The sequence below is a fragment of the Pseudomonas sp. FSL W5-0203 genome (assembly GCF_001896155.1).
Taxonomy (GTDB): Bacteria; Pseudomonadota; Gammaproteobacteria; order Pseudomonadales; family Pseudomonadaceae; genus Aquipseudomonas; species Aquipseudomonas paracarnis.
This window is the reverse complement of sequence record NZ_MPOR01000008.1, coordinates 95,365-113,635: the sequence shown is the minus strand read 5'-3', so window position 1 is coordinate 113,635 and position 18,271 is coordinate 95,365. Positions and strand designations below refer to the sequence as shown.

Annotated in this window: 11 protein-coding genes and 1 other RNA gene; 9 read left to right on the top strand and 3 right to left on the bottom strand. The window is 60.9% G+C overall.

Translation table 11 applies throughout. The features are described from left to right. Positions 1-18: 18 nt before the first annotated feature. On the bottom strand, positions 19-2,418 hold the full coding sequence (gene xdhB, locus BOP96_RS10025) for a xanthine dehydrogenase molybdopterin binding subunit (protein ID WP_073452588.1): 2,400 nt from the start codon (positions 2,416-2,418) through the stop codon (positions 19-21). Further along, positions 2,411-3,859, bottom strand: coding sequence for a xanthine dehydrogenase small subunit (gene xdhA, locus BOP96_RS10020; protein WP_073452586.1), 1,449 nt, complete (start codon positions 3,857-3,859; stop codon positions 2,411-2,413). The genes xdhB and xdhA overlap by 8 nt, the downstream gene beginning before the upstream one ends. A 279-nt stretch (positions 3,860-4,138) precedes the next feature. On the opposite strand from xdhA, the gene BOP96_RS10015 reads away from it, so the two are divergent. The 9 genes from BOP96_RS10015 (at position 4,139) to BOP96_RS09975 (ending at position 17,298) form a co-directional block, all read left to right on the top strand. Continuing rightward, positions 4,139-4,798: a GntR family transcriptional regulator gene (locus BOP96_RS10015; protein WP_014719464.1), complete on the top strand. Its 660-nt coding sequence runs from the start codon at positions 4,139-4,141 to the stop codon at positions 4,796-4,798. A gap of 2 nt (positions 4,799-4,800) precedes the next feature. Beyond that, positions 4,801-8,289, top strand: a complete 3,489-nt coding sequence (gene smc / locus BOP96_RS10010; RefSeq protein WP_032903102.1) for a chromosome segregation protein SMC — start codon at positions 4,801-4,803, stop codon at positions 8,287-8,289. A 259-nt stretch (positions 8,290-8,548) separates the two neighbouring features. Further along, complete coding sequence (gene zipA / locus BOP96_RS10005; RefSeq protein WP_014719462.1) at positions 8,549-9,412, top strand: cell division protein ZipA; 864 nt, start codon at positions 8,549-8,551, stop codon at positions 9,410-9,412. Between the two features lie 87 nt (positions 9,413-9,499). Beyond that, positions 9,500-11,866 (top strand): NAD-dependent DNA ligase LigA, encoded by a 2,367-nt coding sequence (ligA, locus tag BOP96_RS10000; RefSeq protein WP_073452584.1) that lies wholly within the window; start codon positions 9,500-9,502, stop codon positions 11,864-11,866. Between the two features lie 161 nt (positions 11,867-12,027). Beyond that, on the top strand, positions 12,028-13,194 hold the full coding sequence (locus BOP96_RS09995) for a zinc-binding metallopeptidase family protein (RefSeq protein WP_014719460.1): 1,167 nt from the start codon (positions 12,028-12,030) through the stop codon (positions 13,192-13,194). A gap of 98 nt (positions 13,195-13,292) precedes the next feature. Beyond that, an RNA gene (ffs, locus tag BOP96_RS09990) (signal recognition particle sRNA small type) lies at positions 13,293-13,389 on the top strand. A gap of 150 nt (positions 13,390-13,539) precedes the next feature. Continuing rightward, positions 13,540-15,501: a hypothetical protein gene (locus tag BOP96_RS09985; protein WP_073452582.1), complete on the top strand. Its 1,962-nt coding sequence runs from the start codon at positions 13,540-13,542 to the stop codon at positions 15,499-15,501. A gap of 158 nt (positions 15,502-15,659) precedes the next feature. After that, positions 15,660-16,706: an N-acetylmuramidase family protein gene (locus BOP96_RS09980; RefSeq protein ID WP_014719458.1), complete on the top strand. Its 1,047-nt coding sequence runs from the start codon at positions 15,660-15,662 to the stop codon at positions 16,704-16,706. A 1-nt stretch (position 16,707) separates the two neighbouring features. Beyond that, positions 16,708-17,298 carry a hypothetical protein gene (locus BOP96_RS09975; protein ID WP_014719457.1) on the top strand — a complete coding sequence of 197 codons (591 nt, stop codon included), beginning with the start codon at positions 16,708-16,710 and terminating at the stop codon, positions 17,296-17,298. An 18-nt stretch (positions 17,299-17,316) separates the two neighbouring features. On the opposite strand, the gene BOP96_RS09970 is transcribed toward BOP96_RS09975, so the two are convergent. Further along, complete coding sequence (locus tag BOP96_RS09970; protein ID WP_014719456.1) at positions 17,317-18,180, bottom strand: LysR family transcriptional regulator; 864 nt, start codon at positions 18,178-18,180, stop codon at positions 17,317-17,319. Positions 18,181-18,271 lie beyond the last annotated feature (91 nt).

Sequence of the window (18,271 nt, the reverse complement as noted above, 5' to 3'; positions counted from 1 at the left end):
CGATGGCAGCGCCTGGGTCTAGAGCGAAGCCAATTCAGTGTCAGCCTCGACAGCCTTCGCCGCCCGCAACTGCCGCATCTGCTCACACCCCCACAACACCCGCTCGGGCGTGGCCGGCGCATCGATCTTGGGCTGCTGGCGATAGTCAGCCAAACTCGCCACCGCGTCCTTGATCGCACACCACGACGCAATCCCCAGCATGAACGGCGGCTCGCCCACGGCCTTGGAATGGAACACCGTGTCTTCCGGGTTCTTGCGGTTCTCTACCAGCTTCACCCGCAGGTCCAGCGGCATGTCGGCCACTGCCGGGATCTTGTAGCTGGCCGGGCCGTTGGTCATCAGCTTGCCTTTGTTGTTCCACACCAGCTCTTCCATGGTCAGCCAGCCCATGCCCTGGATGAAGCCGCCTTCCACCTGGCCGATGTCGATGGCCGGGTTCAGCGAGGCGCCCACGTCATGCAGGATGTCGGTGCGCAGCATTTTGTATTCGCCGGTCAGGGTGTCGACGATCACTTCGCAGCAGGCCGCGCCGAACGCGTAGTAGTAGAACGGCCGCCCGCGTGACTGGCTGCGGTCGTAGAAGATTTTCGGGGTTTTGTAGAAACCTGTGCTGGAGAGCGATACCTGGGCGAAATACGCCTGCTGGATCAACGCCTCGAAGCTCAGGATCTGCTCGCGCACGCGCACATGGCCGTTGCGAAACTCCACGTCCGCCTCGCTTACGTCGTACTTGCGCGCCGCAAATTCCACCAGGCGCTGCTTGATGGTTTCGGCCGCATTCTGCGCGGCCTTGCCGTTCAGGTCGGCGCCGCTGGAGGCAGCGGTGGGCGAGGTGTTGGGTACCTTGTCGGTGTTGGTGGCGGTGATCTGGACGCGGTCGATTTCTACCTGGAATACCTCGGCCACGACTTGCGCGACCTTGGTATTCAAGCCCTGGCCCATCTCGGTGCCGCCGTGGTTCAGGTGGATGCTGCCATCGGTGTAGATATGGATCAGCGCGCCGGCCTGGTTGAGGAAACTGGCGGTGAACGAAATACCGAATTTCACCGGGGTCAGCGCCAGGCCTTTTTTCAGGATCGGGCTGTGGGCGTTGTACAGGCGGATCGCTTCGCGGCGCTCTGCGTATTGGCTGCTGGCCTCAAGCTCGGCGGTCATTTCTTCGAGCATGTTGTGCTCGACGGTCTGGTAGTAGTGGGTAACGTTGCGCTCGGTCTTGCCGTAGTAGTTGGCCTTGCGCACCGCCAGCGGGTCTTGGCCTAGATGGCGGGCGATGGCGTCCATCACCTCTTCGATGGCGACCATGCCCTGCGGGCCGCCGAAGCCGCGATAGGCCGTGTTGGAGGCGGTATTGGTCTTGCAGCGATGGCCGTTGACCGTGGCGTCGCCCAGGTAATACGAGTTGTCGGCGTGGAACATGGCGCGGTCGACAATCGAGTTGGACAGGTCCGGCGAACAACCGCAGTTACCCGCCAGTTCCAGGTTGATGCCGTGCAGTCGGCCGTTGTCGTCAAACCCTACGTCGTATTCGATATAGAAGGGGTGGCGCTTGCCGGTCATCAGCATGTCTTCGACCCGTGGCAGGCGCATCTTGGTCGGCTGGCCAGTGAGGCGCGCCACCACGGCGCACAGGCACGCCGGGCTGGCGGCCTGGGTTTCCTTGCCGCCAAAACCACCGCCCATGCGGCGCATGTCGACCACGATCTTGTTCATCGACACATCCAGCACTTCGGCCACCAGCTTCTGCACTTCGGTGGGGTTTTGCGTGGAGCAGTAGACGATCATGCCGCCGTCTTCGGTGGGCATCACCGAAGAGATCTGGGTTTCCAGATAAAAGTGTTCCTGGCCGCCGATATGCAAGGTGCCCTGTATGCGATGCTTGGCGCTTGCCAGCGCAGTGGCCGAGTCGCCGCGTTGGTGGGTGTGGCTGTCGAGCACGAAGTGCTTGTTGCGAAACGCCTCGACCACATCCAGCACTGGCTCCAGGTCTTCATATTCGATCACTGCCGCCATTGCCGCCTTGCGTGCGGTCTCCAGGTCGCGGGCGGCCACGGCCAGCACCACCTGGCCGACGAACTGAACGGTGTCGATGGCCAGCAGTGGGTCGCCGGGCGTCAACGGGCCGATGTCTTTCAGGCCCGGTACGTCTTCATGGGTGATCGCAATGCGCACGCCGTCGAAGGCGTAGCAGGGCGCGGTGTCGATGCTGATGATCCGGGCGTGGGCGCGGTCCGACATGCGCGCATACAGGTGCAACTGGTTGGGAAATTCCAGGCGGTCGTCGATGTACTGTGCTTCACCGCTGACGTGTTTGGCGGCGCTGTCATGCTTGACGCTGCGCCCGACTCCGGTGGTGAGGTCCTGGGCAAACAGTGCGGCAAGTTCGGCCTGGGTTTTTACCACGGCGTGATGGTTAGACATAAGCGGTCACCCGAGTCTCGATGTGCGGCGTTTGCAGTTCGATGAAGTATTTGCGCAGCAGGTTCTGCGCGCTGAGCAGGCGGTATTCCTTGCTGGCGCGGAAGTCCGACAGTGGGGTGAAGTCGCCGGCCAGGGCGGTGCAGGCTTTTTCTACCGTGGCCGCATTCCAAGTGGCGCCTACCAGCGCAGCCTCGCAGCGGGTTGCGCGTTTTGGCGTGGCGGCCATGCCGCCGAACGCAACGTGCGCTTCGCTGACCACGCCGTTGTCGATCTTCAGGTTGAACGCTGCGCATACGGCGGAAATATCGTCGTCCAGGCGCTTGGACACCTTGTAGGCCCGGAACAGCGTGTGGCCCTTGGGCACGATGATGGTCTCGATGAACTCGCTGTCCTGGCGCGCGGTGACGCGGTAGTCGATGAAATAGTCTTCCAGCGCCAGGGTGCGGCGGGTGTTGCCCTTGCACAGTACTATCTGCGCGCCCAAGGCAATCAGCAGCGGCGGCGAATCACCAATCGGCGAAGCGTTGCCGATATTGCCGCCCAGGGTGCCTTGGTTGCGAATTTGCAGGGAGGCGAAGCGTTGCAGCAGTTCGCCGAAGTCCGGGTATTCATGGTGCAGCGCGGCGTAGCAGTCGGAGAGGGCGGTGGCCGCGCCGATTTCCAGGCGGTCGTCGAACTGCTCGATGCGCTTCATGGCTTCAATGTTGCCGACGTAGATCATCACCGGCAGGGTGCGGTGGAACTGGGTGACTTCCAGCGCCAGGTCAGTGCCGCCGGCCAGCAGCCGGGCTTGTGGGTAGGCGTCATAGAGGTCGGCCAGGTCGGCAACGGTCAGTGGCACCAGGCAGCGCTTGTCACCACTGTTGAGTTCGCCGGTCTGGGTCGGCGCGATAGCCTTGAGGCGGGCGATGGTTTCAGCCTGGCGGCTGTCGAATTGATCCTGGGGCTTGTTGCAGCAGGCCTGTTCGGCGGCGGCGAGAATCGGGCGATAACCGGTGCAGCGGCACAGGTTGCCGGCCAGGGCTTCATGGGCTTTGTGGCTGTCGGGGGCGTCGCTGTTCTTTTGCAGGGCAAACAGCGACATCACGAAGCCCGGGGTGCAAAAGCCGCACTGTGAGCCATGGCACTCGACCATGGCCTGTTGCACGCTGTGCAGTTGACCCTTGTGCTTGAGGTCTTCAACGCTGATCAGTTGTTTGCCGTGCAGCGACGACACGAACGTCAGGCAGGAATTGAGGCTGCGGTAACGAATCTGCTCGGCGCCTTGCTCGTCGGTGTGCAGCTCGCCGACCACCACGGTGCACGCGCCACAGTCGCCGCTGGCGCAGCCTTCCTTGGTACCGGGTTTGCCCACATGCTCGCGCAGATAGTTGAGCACGGTCAGGTTGGGGTCCAGGGCGTGCTCGCTACGGAGTTCCTGGTTAAGTAAAAACTGGATCACGGAAGGCCTCGCAGACTCATTATTGTTGTTAACCGCTTTGCGCCGAATCTAGTCATGTCTGACTTTTCGGTCAATGGTTTTCTGACCTAAGGGTCAAGAAAATGCGGTCGCAACACTTTCAATTATGGTCCAGTCTTCTGGAACCGGCGTTTTTGGCGGCTTACAGGCTTCAACGTTGCTTATTTCATGCCAAATTCGCCACGGTGGGCGTAGCGCCATCAGCGGGCCAATGCGCTACACTGCCGCGCTTGTACTGATAGAAGATTTTGAAGGGAAAACATGACGTTCAAGGCGCCGGACAGTCTCGCCGAGCAAATTGCTCACCACCTCGCCGAACGTATCATTCGCGGCGATCTCAAGCCTGGGGAGCGGATCCAGGAACAGAAGGTCACGCTGGCGCTCAACGTCAGCCGTGGTTCCGTGCGCGAAGCTTTGCTGATCCTTGAGCGCCGCCATTTGATTGCGATCCTGCCGCGCCGTGGCGCTCACGTCACCGAACTTACCGCGCACAAGGTGCAGAGCCTGTGTACGTTGATGGGCGAGATGTACATCCTGCTCGGCAATGCGGTTGCCGAAGGCTGGCAGACCCAGGCCGACATGGCGCCGTTTCTGCAGATCCAGCAACGCCTTCAATTGAGCCTGGAGCGTGAGGACATCCGCGCTTTCGTCGAAGAAAGCTTCAGCGTGATGCGCGCCGCGTACCCCTTCGCCAACAACCCTTATTTGCAGGAAACCGTCGAAAACCTGCAGCCGGCGATGAACCGCGCTTATTACCTGGCCCTGGATCAGCGCAAGGCGTCCATGAGCGAGTTCCTGGCGCTGTTCGAGCAATTGCTCGCCGCAGTACTGGCCCGTGACCTGGTGCAGATTCGCCTGGTGCTCACAGCCTATTGCCAGCGCAGCAGTTCGCTGGTCATCGCAGCCTTGGCGGACGCCTAAGCGTGCGGCTCAAGTGCATCAAGTTGGCGGGGTTCAAATCCTTCGTCGACCCCACCACCGTCAACTTCCCCAGCAACATGGCGGCGGTGGTGGGGCCCAATGGCTGCGGCAAGTCGAACATCATCGACGCCGTGCGATGGGTGATGGGCGAGAGCTCGGCGAAAAACCTGCGCGGCGAGTCGATGACCGACGTCATTTTCAACGGCTCCACCAGCCGCAAGCCGGTGAGCCAGGCCAGTATCGAACTGGTATTCGATAACTCCGACGGCACCCTGATCGGCGAATACGCCGCCTACGCGGAAATTTCCATCCGTCGTAAAGTCACCCGCGACAGCCAGAACAGCTACTTCCTCAACGGCACCAAGTGTCGCCGTCGCGATATCACCGATATTTTCCTCGGCACCGGCCTGGGCCCGCGCAGCTATTCGATCATCGAGCAGGGCATGATCTCCAAGCTGATCGAAGCCAAGCCCGAAGACCTGCGTAACTTTATCGAAGAAGCGGCCGGCATCTCCAAGTACAAGGAGCGCCGTCGCGAGACTGAAAACCGTATCCGTCGCACCCACGAAAACCTCGCCCGCCTGACCGACCTGCGCGAAGAGCTGGAGCGCCAGCTCGAACGCCTGCACCGCCAGGCGCAGGCCGCCGAGAAGTATCAGGAATACAAGGGCGAAGAGCGCCAGCTCAAGGCGCAACTGTCGGCCCTGCGCTGGCAGGCCTTGAATGACCAGGTGGGCCAGCGCGAAGCGATTATTGGCACCCAGGAAGTCAGCTTTGAAGCGCTGGTGGCCGAGCAGCGCAATGCCGACGCCAGCATCGAGCGCCTGCGTGACGGCCACCATGAGTTGTCCGAACGCTTCAATCTGGTGCAAGGCCGCTTCTATTCGGTGGGCGGTGACATTGCCCGGGTCGAGCAGAGTATCCAGCACGGCCAGCAGCGTTTGCGCCAGTTGCAGGATGACTTGAAGGAAGCCGAACGCGCACGCCTGGAAACCGAATCGCACCTGGGCCATGACCGTACCTTGCTGCTGACCTTGGGCGAAGAGCTGGACATGCTCACCCCCGAGCAGGAAATCACCAGCGCCGCCGCCGAAGAGGCCGCCGCCGCCCTGGAAGAATCCGAAGCCACCATGCACGGCTGGCAGGAGCAGTGGGACGCCTTCAACCTGCGATCCGCCGAGCCACGCCGCCAGGCCGAGGTGCAGCAGTCGCGCATCCAGCAGCTGGAAACCAGCATGGAACGCCTGGCCGAGCGCCAGCGCCGGCTGCAGGAAGAGCGCGTACTGCTCGCCGCCGACCCGGAAGACGCGGCGATCATGGCGCTGAGCGAACAACTGGCCGAAAGCGAAATGACCCTGGAAGAGCTGGAGGCCAGCGAAGAGCAGCAAGTGGAGCGCCTGGAGCAACTGCGTCAGCAATTGCACACCGCGACCCAGGCGCAGCAGCAAGCCCAGGGCGACTTGCAGCGGCTCAATGGTCGGTTGGCTTCGCTGGAGGCCTTGCAGCAAGCCGCGCTCGACCCCGGTACCGGCACCGCCGAATGGCTGCGCGACCAGCATTTGGCCGAACGCCCACGCCTGGCCGAAGGCTTGAAAGTCGAAGCCGGCTGGGAATTGGCGGTGGAAACCGTGCTGGGCGCCGATCTGCAAGCGGTGCTGGTGGATGATTTCGGCGGCTTCGACCTGGCCGGGTTTGCCCAGGGCGATTTGCGCCTGCTCAGCCCGGCGCCCGAGGGTGCGCGGGTGCCGGGTAGTTTGCTGGACAAGGTCGAGGCGGCGATGGATCTGTCGCCTTGGCTGGGCCAGGTCAGGCCGGTGGAGTCTCTGGAGCAAGCCTTGGCCCAACGCGGCCAATTGGCGGCCGGCGAAAGCTTGATCAGCCGCGATGGTTATTGGGTCGGCCGCCACTTCCTGCGCGTGCGCCGCGCCAGTGAGGCGGAAAGTGGCGTATTGGCCCGTGGCCAGGAAATCGTCAACCTGAGCGCTGAGCGTGAAGAACGCGAAGCCACACTGGAAAGCCTGGAAACCGAACTGCAAACCCTGCGTGCTACCCAGCGTCAGCAGGAAACCGGCCGCGAACACCTGCGTCGGCTGTTGCAGGACGAAGCGCGCCAGCAAGGCGAATTGAAAGCCCAGTTGTCTGCGAGCAGGGCCAAGGTGGAGCAATTGACCCTGCGCCGCACCCGTCTTGACGAAGAAGTGGCCGAGATGGGCGAACAGCGCGCCCTGGAACACGAACAGATCGGTGAAGCGCGCCTGCACTTGCAGGAAGCCCTCGACAGCATGGCCCTGGACACCGAACAGCGCGAGTTGCTGCTGGCCCAGCGCGACAGCCTGCGTGAGCGCCTTGACCGCGTGCGCCAGGAAGCCCGGCAGCACAAGGACCACGCCCATCAGTTGGCCGTACGCTTGGGCTCGTTGCGCGCCCAGCATGATTCCACGCGCCAGGCCCTTGAGCGCCTGGAGATGCAGTCCGAACGCCTGACCGAAAAGCGCGAGCAACTGAGCCTCAACCTGGAGGAGGGCGAGGCGCCGCTGGAAGAGCTGCGTCTCAAGCTTGAGGAATTGCTCGATAAGCGCATGACCGTCGACGTCGAACTCAAGACCGCACAGATCGCCCTGGAAGACGCAGACCGCGAACTGCGCGACGCCGAAAAGCGTCGCACCATGGCCGAGCAGCAATCCCAGTTGATCCGCGGCCAGCTCGAACAACAGCGTATGGAATGGCAAGCCCTCACCGTGCGCCGCAAGACCTTGCAAGACCAATTGCTGGAAGACGGCTATGACCTGCACGGCGTGCTCAACACCCTGACCGCCCAGGCCAACGAGAAAGACGCCGAAGAAGAACTTGAACGGATTGCCGCACGTATTCAACGCCTGGGCGCGATCAACCTCGCCGCTATCGATGAGTACCAGCAGCAGTCCGAGCGTAAACGTTATCTGGATGCCCAGGACGCTGATCTGGTTGAAGCCCTGGACACCCTGGAAAACGTGATCCGCAAGATCGACAAGGAAACCCGCAACCGCTTTAAAGATACCTTTGATCAGATTAATGGCGGTTTACAGGCGTTATTCCCAAAAGTTTTCGGTGGTGGCAGCGCCTACTTGGAACTGACGGGCGAAGATCTACTCGATACAGGGGTAACGATCATGGCGCGGCCTCCGGGCAAGAAGAACAGCACCATCCATTTGTTGTCCGGCGGCGAGAAAGCCCTGACCGCATTGGCCCTGGTATTTGCCATCTTCAAGTTGAACCCGGCCCCGTTCTGCATGCTCGACGAGGTTGACGCACCGCTGGATGACGCTAACGTTGGACGCTACGCTCGGTTGGTCAAAGAGATGTCCCAGACGGTGCAGTTCATCTATATCACCCACAACAAGATCGCCATGGAAATGGCCGACCAGTTGATGGGGGTGACGATGCATGAGCCCGGCTGTTCGCGATTGGTAGCGGTGGATGTGGAAGAGGCGATGGCGATGGTGGAATCCTGAGCCACGCCGGGAGAGAGAATTTACAGCACGCTGTAGGGCGATTTACCGGCCTGGGGAAAGTGGCAAATGGACATATTTGTTCAAGGCATTTTGACAGACGGTGTAAAGTTATCTTTGGTCGTGCTAGTTTAATGTCAATTTTTCGTGTGCGTGGGCAAAACGTCAGTCAGAACATAGAGTTGGCGCCACGTTTTAAAGCGGTTTGCACGGTGCTAAACCCCTTATTTTTCAGCATTTTTTATTAGAGGCACGGGATTACATGGAAATCGGTCTGCGCGAGTGGCTGATCGTCATCGGCATCATTGTCATTGCCGGTATTCTTTTCGATGGCTGGCGCCGTATGCGCGGTGGCAAGGGCAAGCTCAAGTTCCGTCTGGACCGAAACCTGTCCAACTTGCCTGACGACGACGGCGCCGCCGAGCTGCTTGGGCCGCCCCGTGTGCTGGATACCCATAAAGAGCCGCAACTGGACGAGCACGACCTGCCGTCGATGAGCGCCCCGCTGCGTGAAGCCCGCGAACCGTCCTCCAAGCGCGGCAAGCGTGGTGGCGCGGCGGTTGCCGAGCCACACCAGGGCGACCTGAACCTCGACGTTGACGACGGCCCGAGCTTCAGCAGCCGTGATGATGATTTCCCGGACGAGACCGCGACCAAAAGCGCGTCGCGCCAATCGGTGAACGATCAGCCGGCTGCCGAAGAAGTGCTGGTCATCAGCGTGATCTGCCGCGACGCCGGCGGTTTCAAAGGCCCGGCACTCTTGCAGAACATCCTCGAAAGCGGCCTGCGTTTTGGCGAGATGGATATCTTCCATCGTCACGAAAGCATGGCCGGTAACGGCGAAGTGCTGTTCTCCATGGCCAACGCGGTCAAGCCGGGCACGTTCGATCTGGACGATATCGACCTGTTCAGCACCCCGGCGGTGAGTTTCTTCCTTGGTCTGCCAGGCCCGCGTCACCCCAAACAAGCGTTCGACGTGATGGTGGCCGCCGCCCGCAAGCTGTCCCAGGAACTCAACGGCGAGCTCAAGGACGACCAACGCAGCGTGCTCACCGCCCAGACCATCGAACACTACCGTCAGCGCATCGTCGAGTTCGAGCGTCGCGCCCTGACACAGAAACGCTGAGGAACGATCTTAAGCGTTGTCTGTAGAATCCGTGCACTAACATATTGAGCAGCTTCGGCTGCTCTTTTGCTTTATGAGAGAACACCCATGACCGCCGCCCATACCCGCATCCTCGAACTGCGCGCTGAACTGGATCAGCATAACTACCGCTACCACGTCCTCGACGAGCCGAGCATCCCGGACGCCGAATACGACCGCCTGTTCCACGAGCTCAAAGCCCTGGAGGCCGAGCACCCGGAACTGGTGACGCGTGATTCGCCGACGCAGCGGGTCGGCAGTGCGGCATTGTCGGCGTTCACCCAGGTCAAGCACGAGATCCCGATGCTCAGCCTGGGCAACGCCTTCGATGAAACCACCATGCTGGAGTTTGATCGCCGGGTCACCGAGGGCCTTGACCTGCCGGTGGGCGATCTGTTTGGCGCTGGCGCGGCGGTGGAATACAGCTGCGAGCCGAAGCTGGATGGCCTGGCGGTCAGCCTGTTGTACCAGGATGGCGAGCTGGTGCGCGGTGCCACCCGGGGCGACGGCACCACGGGCGAGGACATCAGCGTCAACGTGCGCACCGTGCGCAATATCCCTCTGAAACTGCACGGCGCGGGCTGGCCAGCCACCCTGGAAGTGCGCGGTGAAGTGTTCATGTCCAAGGCCGGTTTCGAGCGGTTGAACGCCTCGCAACTGGAAGTGGGCGGCAAGACCTTCGCCAACCCGCGCAACGCTGCGGCGGGCAGCTTGCGCCAACTGGATTCGAAGATCACCGCCAGTCGCCCGCTGGAGTTCTGCTGCTATGGCATCGGCCAGGTGACCGCGGATATCAGCGACACCCATATCGGCAACCTCAAGCAGTTGCAGAAGTGGGGCATGCCGATCAGCCACGAGTTGAAGCTGGCCAAGGGCATCCAGGAATGCCTGGACTACTACCGCGACATCGGCGAGCGCCGCAATGCGCTGGGCTATGAAATCGACGGCGTGGTGTTCAAGGTCAACAGCATTGCCTACCAGCGTGAACTGGGCTTCCGTGCCCGCGAGCCGCGCTGGGCGATCGCGCACAAATTCCCGGCCATGGAAGAACTCACCGAGCTGCTCGACGTGGAATTCCAGGTCGGCCGTACCGGTGCGGTCACGCCGGTGGCGCGCCTCAAGCCGGTCAAGGTGGCCGGTGTGACCGTGTCCAATGCCACCCTGCACAACATGGACGAAGTGGCACGCTTGGGGCTGATGATCGGTGACACCGTGATCATCCGCCGCGCCGGTGATGTGATTCCGCAGGTGGTCTCGGTGGTCACCGAACGCCGCCCGGAAAACGCCCGCGCTGTGCAGATCCCGCAAAATTGCCCGGTGTGCGGTTCCCATGTGGAGCGCACGCAGTTGGTCAAGCGCAGTAAGGGCAAGGAAACCGTCAGCGAAGGCGCGGTGTACCGTTGCGTCGGGCGTCTGGCCTGCGGTGCGCAACTCAAGCAGGCCATCATTCATTTCGTCTCGCGCCGGGCCATGGACATCGACGGCCTGGGCGAGAAGACCATCGAGCAACTGGTGGATGAACAGCTCATCGGCTCGCCGGCCGATCTCTACAAGCTCAAATACGAACAGATCATCGACCTGGAAGGCTTTGCCGATACCTCCAGCAAGAAGCTGATCAGCGCCATCGAAAACAGCAAGACCCCGACCCTGGCACGCTTTATCTACGCCTTGGGCATTCCCGATGTGGGCGAGGAGACGGCCAAGGTGCTGGCGCGCTCGCTGGCGTCCCTGGAGCGTGTTCAAAAGGCGTTGCCAGAGGTGCTGACGTACTTGCCGGATGTAGGGCTGGAAGTGGCCCATGAGATCCATAGCTTCTTTGAAGACGGGCACAACCAGCAGGTGATTGGCGCACTGTTGTCGCCAGACGAATGCGGCCTGCAATTGCAGGAGCAGGGCGAACTCAGCGCGGAATTCGCCGCCAGCACCACCTTGGGCGGTTTGCTCGACAAGCTGCACGTGCCTTCGGTCGGACCGGGCGCGGCGCAGAAGCTCGCGGACAAGTTCGGTTCGCTGGAGGGCATCATCAAGGCTGACTGGCTCGACATGCGCCAGGCGCTGCCCGAGAAGCAAGCCAAGGCTGTACGGGAGTTTTTCGACAATGCCGACAACGCCAACCATGCCCTGGCCATCGAGCAGCAGCTCAAGGACTTCGGCATGCACTGGCAGAGCGAGAAAAAGGTCGTTGAAGGCTTGCCCGAAGCCGGGCACACCTGGGTACTCACCGGCTCCCTGGAGCTGATGAGCCGCGATGTGGCCAAGGACAAGCTTGAAAGCCTGGGGGCCAAGGTGGCCGGTTCCGTTTCGGCGAAAACCCACTGCGTGGTGGCGGGACCGGGCGCCGGCTCGAAATTGGCCAAGGCCAATGAGCTGGGCCTGAAAGTACTGGACGAAGAGGCCTTCGTCGCCTTCCTGGCCAAGCACAACATCACCGTCTGATTGATCGTCCCCACGCTCCGCGTGGGAACGCATCCTGTGACGCTCCGCGTCACGGCCTTCGCGCAGACGCAGAGCGTCCAAGGCGGCATTCCCACGCGGAGCGTGGGAACGTTCTCTCCCGAGAAATGATCTAGTCTCTGTCACCCCAGGGAGAGATCGCCATGTTCCGCTACTTCGAGCAACTCAGCACGCGCATCGCCGCTCCGTTCATGGCCGAAACCTCGCGCAACAGCAAGGTGTGGCGATGCCGGTGTGGCCAGTCGCTGTTCTTTCGCAACAGCCAATGCCTGGCCTGCCAGGCGGCGTTGGGTTACCAGCCGCAGCAAAGCCGCCTGTCGTCCCTGCAACCTGGGCCGGTGGTCGGTACTTGGCTGGCCGACGACAATCTTGATGCTGGCGCTTTTCGGCGCTGCGCCAACCTCGACTCGCCGGCTGCGTGCAACTGGCTGATTCCTGCCCACAGCACCGCGCCGTTGTGCGTGGCCTGTAGCCTGAACCGCACCATTCCTGACCTATCAATTGCGGAAAACCCCGAACGCTGGCGCAAGGTCGAAACCGCCAAGCGCCGCTTGGTCGCGCAACTGATCAGCCTGGGTCTGCAAGTGGTGCCCAAGAGCGTTGACGAAGAGACTGGCCTGGCCTTCGACTTTATCGGTATCGACCTGGAAGGCAACGCGCCCACCACCGGCCACGCCAATGGGCTGATCACCCTGGACATCAAGGAAGCCGATGACGCCCACCGCGAAAAAGTCCGCGTACAGATGCGCGAGCCGTACCGCACCTTGCTCGGCCATTTTCGCCATGAAGTCGGTCATTACTACTGGGACCGCCTGATCGCCAACAGCCACTGGCTCCCTCATTTTCGCAACCTGTTCGGCGACGAACGCGCCAGTTATGCCGAGGCCCTCGACCAGCACTACCAGAACGGCCCGCGCCCCGACTGGCAACTCACCTGCGTGAGCGCCTACGCCACCATGCACCCCTGGGAAGATTGGGCTGAAACCTGGGCCCACTACCTGCACATGATGGACGCCGTGGACACAGCCCTGGGCTTTGGCATGAGCGCCCGCGAGATGGACCTGGATTACCAGCCATTCCCGCTGACCACGCTCTACGACCCGCAACACCCTGGCGGCCCGGCATTCCTTTCCTTCGTCAATGCCTGGATCGAACTGGCCGGCATGCTCAACGAACTGTCCCGCGCCATGGGCCAGCCGGATTTCTATCCCTTCGTGCTGCCGCCCGCGGTGATTGCCAAGCTGCACTTTATTCACCTGGTCATCCAGGAAGAGGGCGGCAGGGCTGATGGGGTTATGGCAAGTGCTTGAGCCTTCTCATTTTTTAATCCGGAACCAACGGTTGTAACTTCCGATGAGATGGGTACAATGGCGCGGCTTGCCGAGAGGCAGCGTCGTTATGGTGACCCCATCGGTCCCCCCGCAACGATTACCCGTGAACCTGGTCAGAGCCGGAAGGCAGCAGCCACAGCGGGAACATTGTGTGCCGGGGTGTGGCTGGTGGGGTTGCCTCCATAACGCTCCCTTCTGCAGTCCCTTCTAAATCTCAAGTTATTTTCAGCCCGTCATCTGTGATGCTTCCTGCACAGTGCATGACGGTCATTTCCCGTCTAGTGGCATACTCCCAAGCGTCTCTTCCCCTGGCTACGAGGCTCTATGCACTCGGAACATTTCAATTTATCCAGCCCTGTTTTCTTGCCGATCACCGAGCACACCTGTGCGGGGTTGTTGGGCAGTGAGGGTTTCGATGCGCTTGTAGCCCTGAGTGAGCCCCAATTGGCGGCGGTGTTGGTGATCCAGAACCTGGCGCAGGTGCCGGAAAGCGACCTTAGCGCCAACGGTGCTGAAAAAGTGTTGGCCAAGCTGATTGACTGGGCAGTCGATGCCCGCCATTCGGCCAGTGTGTCCCTGCTCTCTGAAGCGCAGCGGCTGTTCGATCAGAGGAAGCTGTACTTCGGCCTCAATGTGGTCAAAAGCCTGAAGCTGCGCTTTCTGCTGGAGGAGGAAGTCCAGGCGCAGGACTACCTGTTACCCAGTGGCAAATGGGACGTCGAGTATAAAGTCCGCCATCTCAAGGCCAATGATCCGTTCAGCCAGCAGGTGATCACGCCCAGGCATCGCGAGCGCTGGTTGAGCGCCGAGCAGGACAAGCTGCTCAGAACCTTCCGTGCCAACCTGAACGAAGACCTGCATGTGCAAGGCTACGCAGGCATTGGCAAGAGTCACCTGCTGGTGGCCTTGCTGGAGCACCTGCGCCCGGAAAAGACCTTGCTGCTGGCACGCACCCCGGCAAAACTCGAAACCCTGCGTGCTCGCATAGTGGGAGCGCGGGAGCGTAAGGCCGGGCATACCTTTCAGGACTTCGCCCATGCTCTATTGCATGGCCCCAGGCCAAAGCCGCTGAATGCGCCGGTGAGGGTGCCGACCAAGCAGGCGCTCGCCCAAGAACTGAATATCTTTGGTTTTCGTCGCCTGGAAGGGCAAGCGGTAGTGGAGGTGTGCCTCAAGGTGCTTGAAGCCTACTGCCGCTCTTGGGAGTACAGCTTGTCGGCCCAGCATTTGCCGCATTTCAAGCAACCGCTCGCCGGCGTCGATGCCAGGGTGCTGCTCGAATATGCCAGCCGGTTGTGGGGCTACCTTGAGGCGAACCCGGCCTGGGGCCGGCATACCGGGTTTGAAGCCTTGTTGATGATCAAGCGCGCCAGCCTTGCAGGCTGCGTCGTCCCCGAGCGCTATACCCACGTGCTCATCGATGAGAGCCAGGACATCCCCGCGCCGTTGCTGCAAATCATCGAGCGCGGCCGCCAGGTGCTGATCACTTTGGGGGATGAGTATCAGCAGGCCAGTGGCGGCGTGGTCAAACGCGCCCGTGAGGTTCGCCATACCGACGTGTGCTACTCCGTGCGTTCCGGGCGCAATGTCGAGCGCCTGGTCAACCCGTTGATCAGCTTGCACTCGGAAAAAAGCAAATCGCTTTTCGAGGGCGCACGCGATGCCGATGTCGGCATTGAGTTTTATCCGCAGGGTTTTGTACCCCCGCAAGGTTGCGTGGTGTTGACCGCTTCCCATTGGGACACCATGCAGTGGGCGATCCAACTGAGCCACGCCCGTTGTGCGTTCGGCCTGGCGAGCAAAGAGGCCCAGCAGTCGCTCAAGCATTTCATGGACACGGTCATCGCGTTGTTCAAACCCGATTTCTATAGCAATGAGTTCAATGACCTCGGCCCCCATGCGTTTTTCAGTGACATGGCCGATTGGCAGCAGGTGCGCGAAGCCTGCCAGTTCGATGAGGCGTTTCTGTGGGTCGAGGCCGAACTGGAAAAAGGCTTTAACGTGGCGGATGTCACGCGTTTGAACAGGTTGATCGGCCATCCGGACGAGCGCGTCCTGTTGATGCTGGCGCAGGATGCGGGCGGCATGGAGTTCGACCGGGTATTGCTTACGCCGGAACTGTTGACCAACGTGAAGTTCCAGGACGCCTACGCGTTCGATCAACGACTCTGTGCGGTGTATATCGCGATTTCACGAGCCCGGGTGCAGTTGTACCTGCCCTACGATGTGGTCGAGTGGCTCGACTACCACAAGTATCAAAAGACCCGTGAATCCCACGGTTACTGACGGATTTAATCCGGCTGTTTCACAACTTTCATAAAGCCCTCTGGACAACCCGCAGACCGCCTTGTTAGCTTGCGCCGGCCACTTGTTTCAGAGTATGACAAGGGCATGGATTTGATATTGAAGTGCTATCGCTTCTTTCACTCACAAGGATGTCTGTCATGAAAAGCCTGCAAGGGTTGCCTCGTCTTATCAGTGCTTCGGTAGGGACGCCCGGCAAAGCCCGCAACTTGCCCGCCGATGTTCAGTGCATCCAGTATCTATTCAATTTGATCATTCCCAAGATGGGGTTTGCCTTGCTGGAAAACGGCAAGTGCGACGGCCAGTTGGTGCAGTGCATCAGCCAGTATCAGTTTCGCCATCTCAAGTACGCCCATCCCGATGGCGTGATCGACCCCACCGGGCGAACGTTCAACAGTCTGATCGAAGAGGCGCTGAAGGTGCCGGTGCGGGCTTTTCCTAACACGCGCATTCCGACGTTTCTCAACATTTTCGGCAATAACAACATCGATGCGGTACAGGCCACGGTCAATGTGTACCTGGACCGTGTGCGTGCGGTGATCGAGGCCGAGCGGCGTAACCGGCAGTTGATGATGCAGTCCACCTGCGACGGCGGGACGACCTTGAGCGATACGGATTTCCAGAACGCCGCCAAGCAATTGGGCAACGGTATTTCGGTGAATGTGGTCAAGGCGTTCGCCACGGTGGAGTCGGGCGGGAAGGTGGGGTTCGGGCCTGCCAAGTTGCCGATCATCGCCTTTGAAGGGCACCACTTTCGCAAGTACACCAAGCACATCTACGACCAGTCGCAGCCGCTGCTGTCGTATGTCTACAAGAAAAAAGCCGGCCCGCAATGGCAGACGAACAACAAGGATCAGGTCAAGGCCTGGGAGACCATGGCCACTGCCTTTGCGCTGGACCAGGAAGCGGCCTTGATGTCGGCCTCCTGGGGCATGTTTCAAATCATGGGGTTCAATTTTGCGGCGTGCGGGTTCAAGACGGTGTTTGAGTTCGTGGCGTCATTGAAGGTCAATGCCGGTAATCAACTCAAGGCCTATCTCAGCCTTTGCAGCCACAACTCGGCGTTGTTGAGCGCGATGAAAAACAAGGATTTTACCGCCATGGCCCGAAACTATAATGGCGACGATTACGGCAACTATGACGTCCTGATGAAACAAGCCTACGAAGCCTTTGAAGGGAAGAAATAAGATGATTCGTTATCTGGCGATGGGAGTGTTGTCGTGGTGCGCCGTGGCGCCCGCGTTGGCCGGCTCGGCGGCGTTGCATTCAGGTAAATATGAAGGGCTGATGCTGGCGGTGACGCCTGGGCATCAGGTCGAGGGGTTCTATCAGGAATCGATGGGCGAGGGGGTGGCCCGTGGTTGCACGTTCTACCTGCAAGGCAAGCCCGAAGCGCTCACCACCTGGCGGGACGCTGCCTACCCAGGCAGTGTGGCCGCGGCGCCCGACGGGGTGACCCTGACCGTGGCGCAGGGCCGCCAACACCCTGGCTGCATCAATGTGCTGATGCCGGAAATCGCCACGGGCCTGGAGCTGAGCCAGACCGCCAGCAAACAATGGATCGGCTTGGTGACGGTGTCTGCCGACAAGGCTTACCTGCTTAAAACGCCGGGCGCCAAAGCGGCAAAGCGGCCCTACATCGTCAAGCATGACGTGGTGGGCGTACTGGCGTTCAAGGACGGTTGGGCGCAGGTGGAATTCATCAACGCTGACGACCGCTCGTTCACGGGCTGGATCAGCCAGGGCCAGTACGCACGGTTGGCTGCCCCGAAGCCCTAAATTGTAGGAGCGAGCAAGTCAGCCAAAGGTCTCGCGCAGTAGCCCGGCGAACGCATCTCGCGCCAGGTGCCGCTGGGTGTCCGTATGCCAGAACAACAGGTTGTCCACGGGCGTCAGCGCTTCAAAGCGATAAGACGCCAACTGATTGGCCTGTTCATAGCGCGCCAGGATCCCCTCGGGTGCCAACGCCACGCCAATCCCCGCGCTGACGCAACCGATGATCGTGCCCCAGCTTGCATAGCTGGCAATCGCTGGCTTGACGTTATGGGGCTTGAGCCAGTTTTCCAGGGCGGCGCGATAAGGGCAGCCCGGCGGCCATACCAGCAATGTACGGCCGGCCAAGTCCTCGGCGCTATTGATAGGCGCGCTGCACGCGCTGGCGATCAGCACCAGGCGTTCGCTGTAGACCACGCTCTGTTCCAGCTTCGTGCGTTTGCCGCCGGCGGCCACCAGTGCCACGTCCAGGCGGTGGTGCTGCAGGTCGTCCAGCAGTTGCGCCCAGGCACCGGTGACCAGTTCCAGGCTGACATTGGGATAACGCCGGTGGTATTCCGCCAGCAGCGGCGGCAAGCGCCCGCTGGCACTGGATTCCACCGCACCGATGCGCAAGGTGCCACGGGGAATGGCGCTGGCATCCACCGCGCGTTTGGATTCATCCACCAAGGCCAGGATACGTTCGCAGTAATCCAGGAAGATTTCTCCCGCAGCGCTGATCGCCAACCCTCGGCCAGCACGGATAAACAGCGGCGTGCCCAACTCGCTTTCCAGCTGCTTGATGCGCGTGGTGATGTTGGACGGCACACAGTGCAATTGCAGTGCCGCCTGGGCCACGCTGCCGGTTTGCGCCACGGCTCGCACCATTTTCAGTTGGGCCAGTTCCATTGCTCAGTTCCAATGATTTCAGAAGTCAGAAACGCTTAATTGTTCTATGCCTGGCCTGGGCCAAGACTGGCAGCATTCCTTTTGCGTGGAT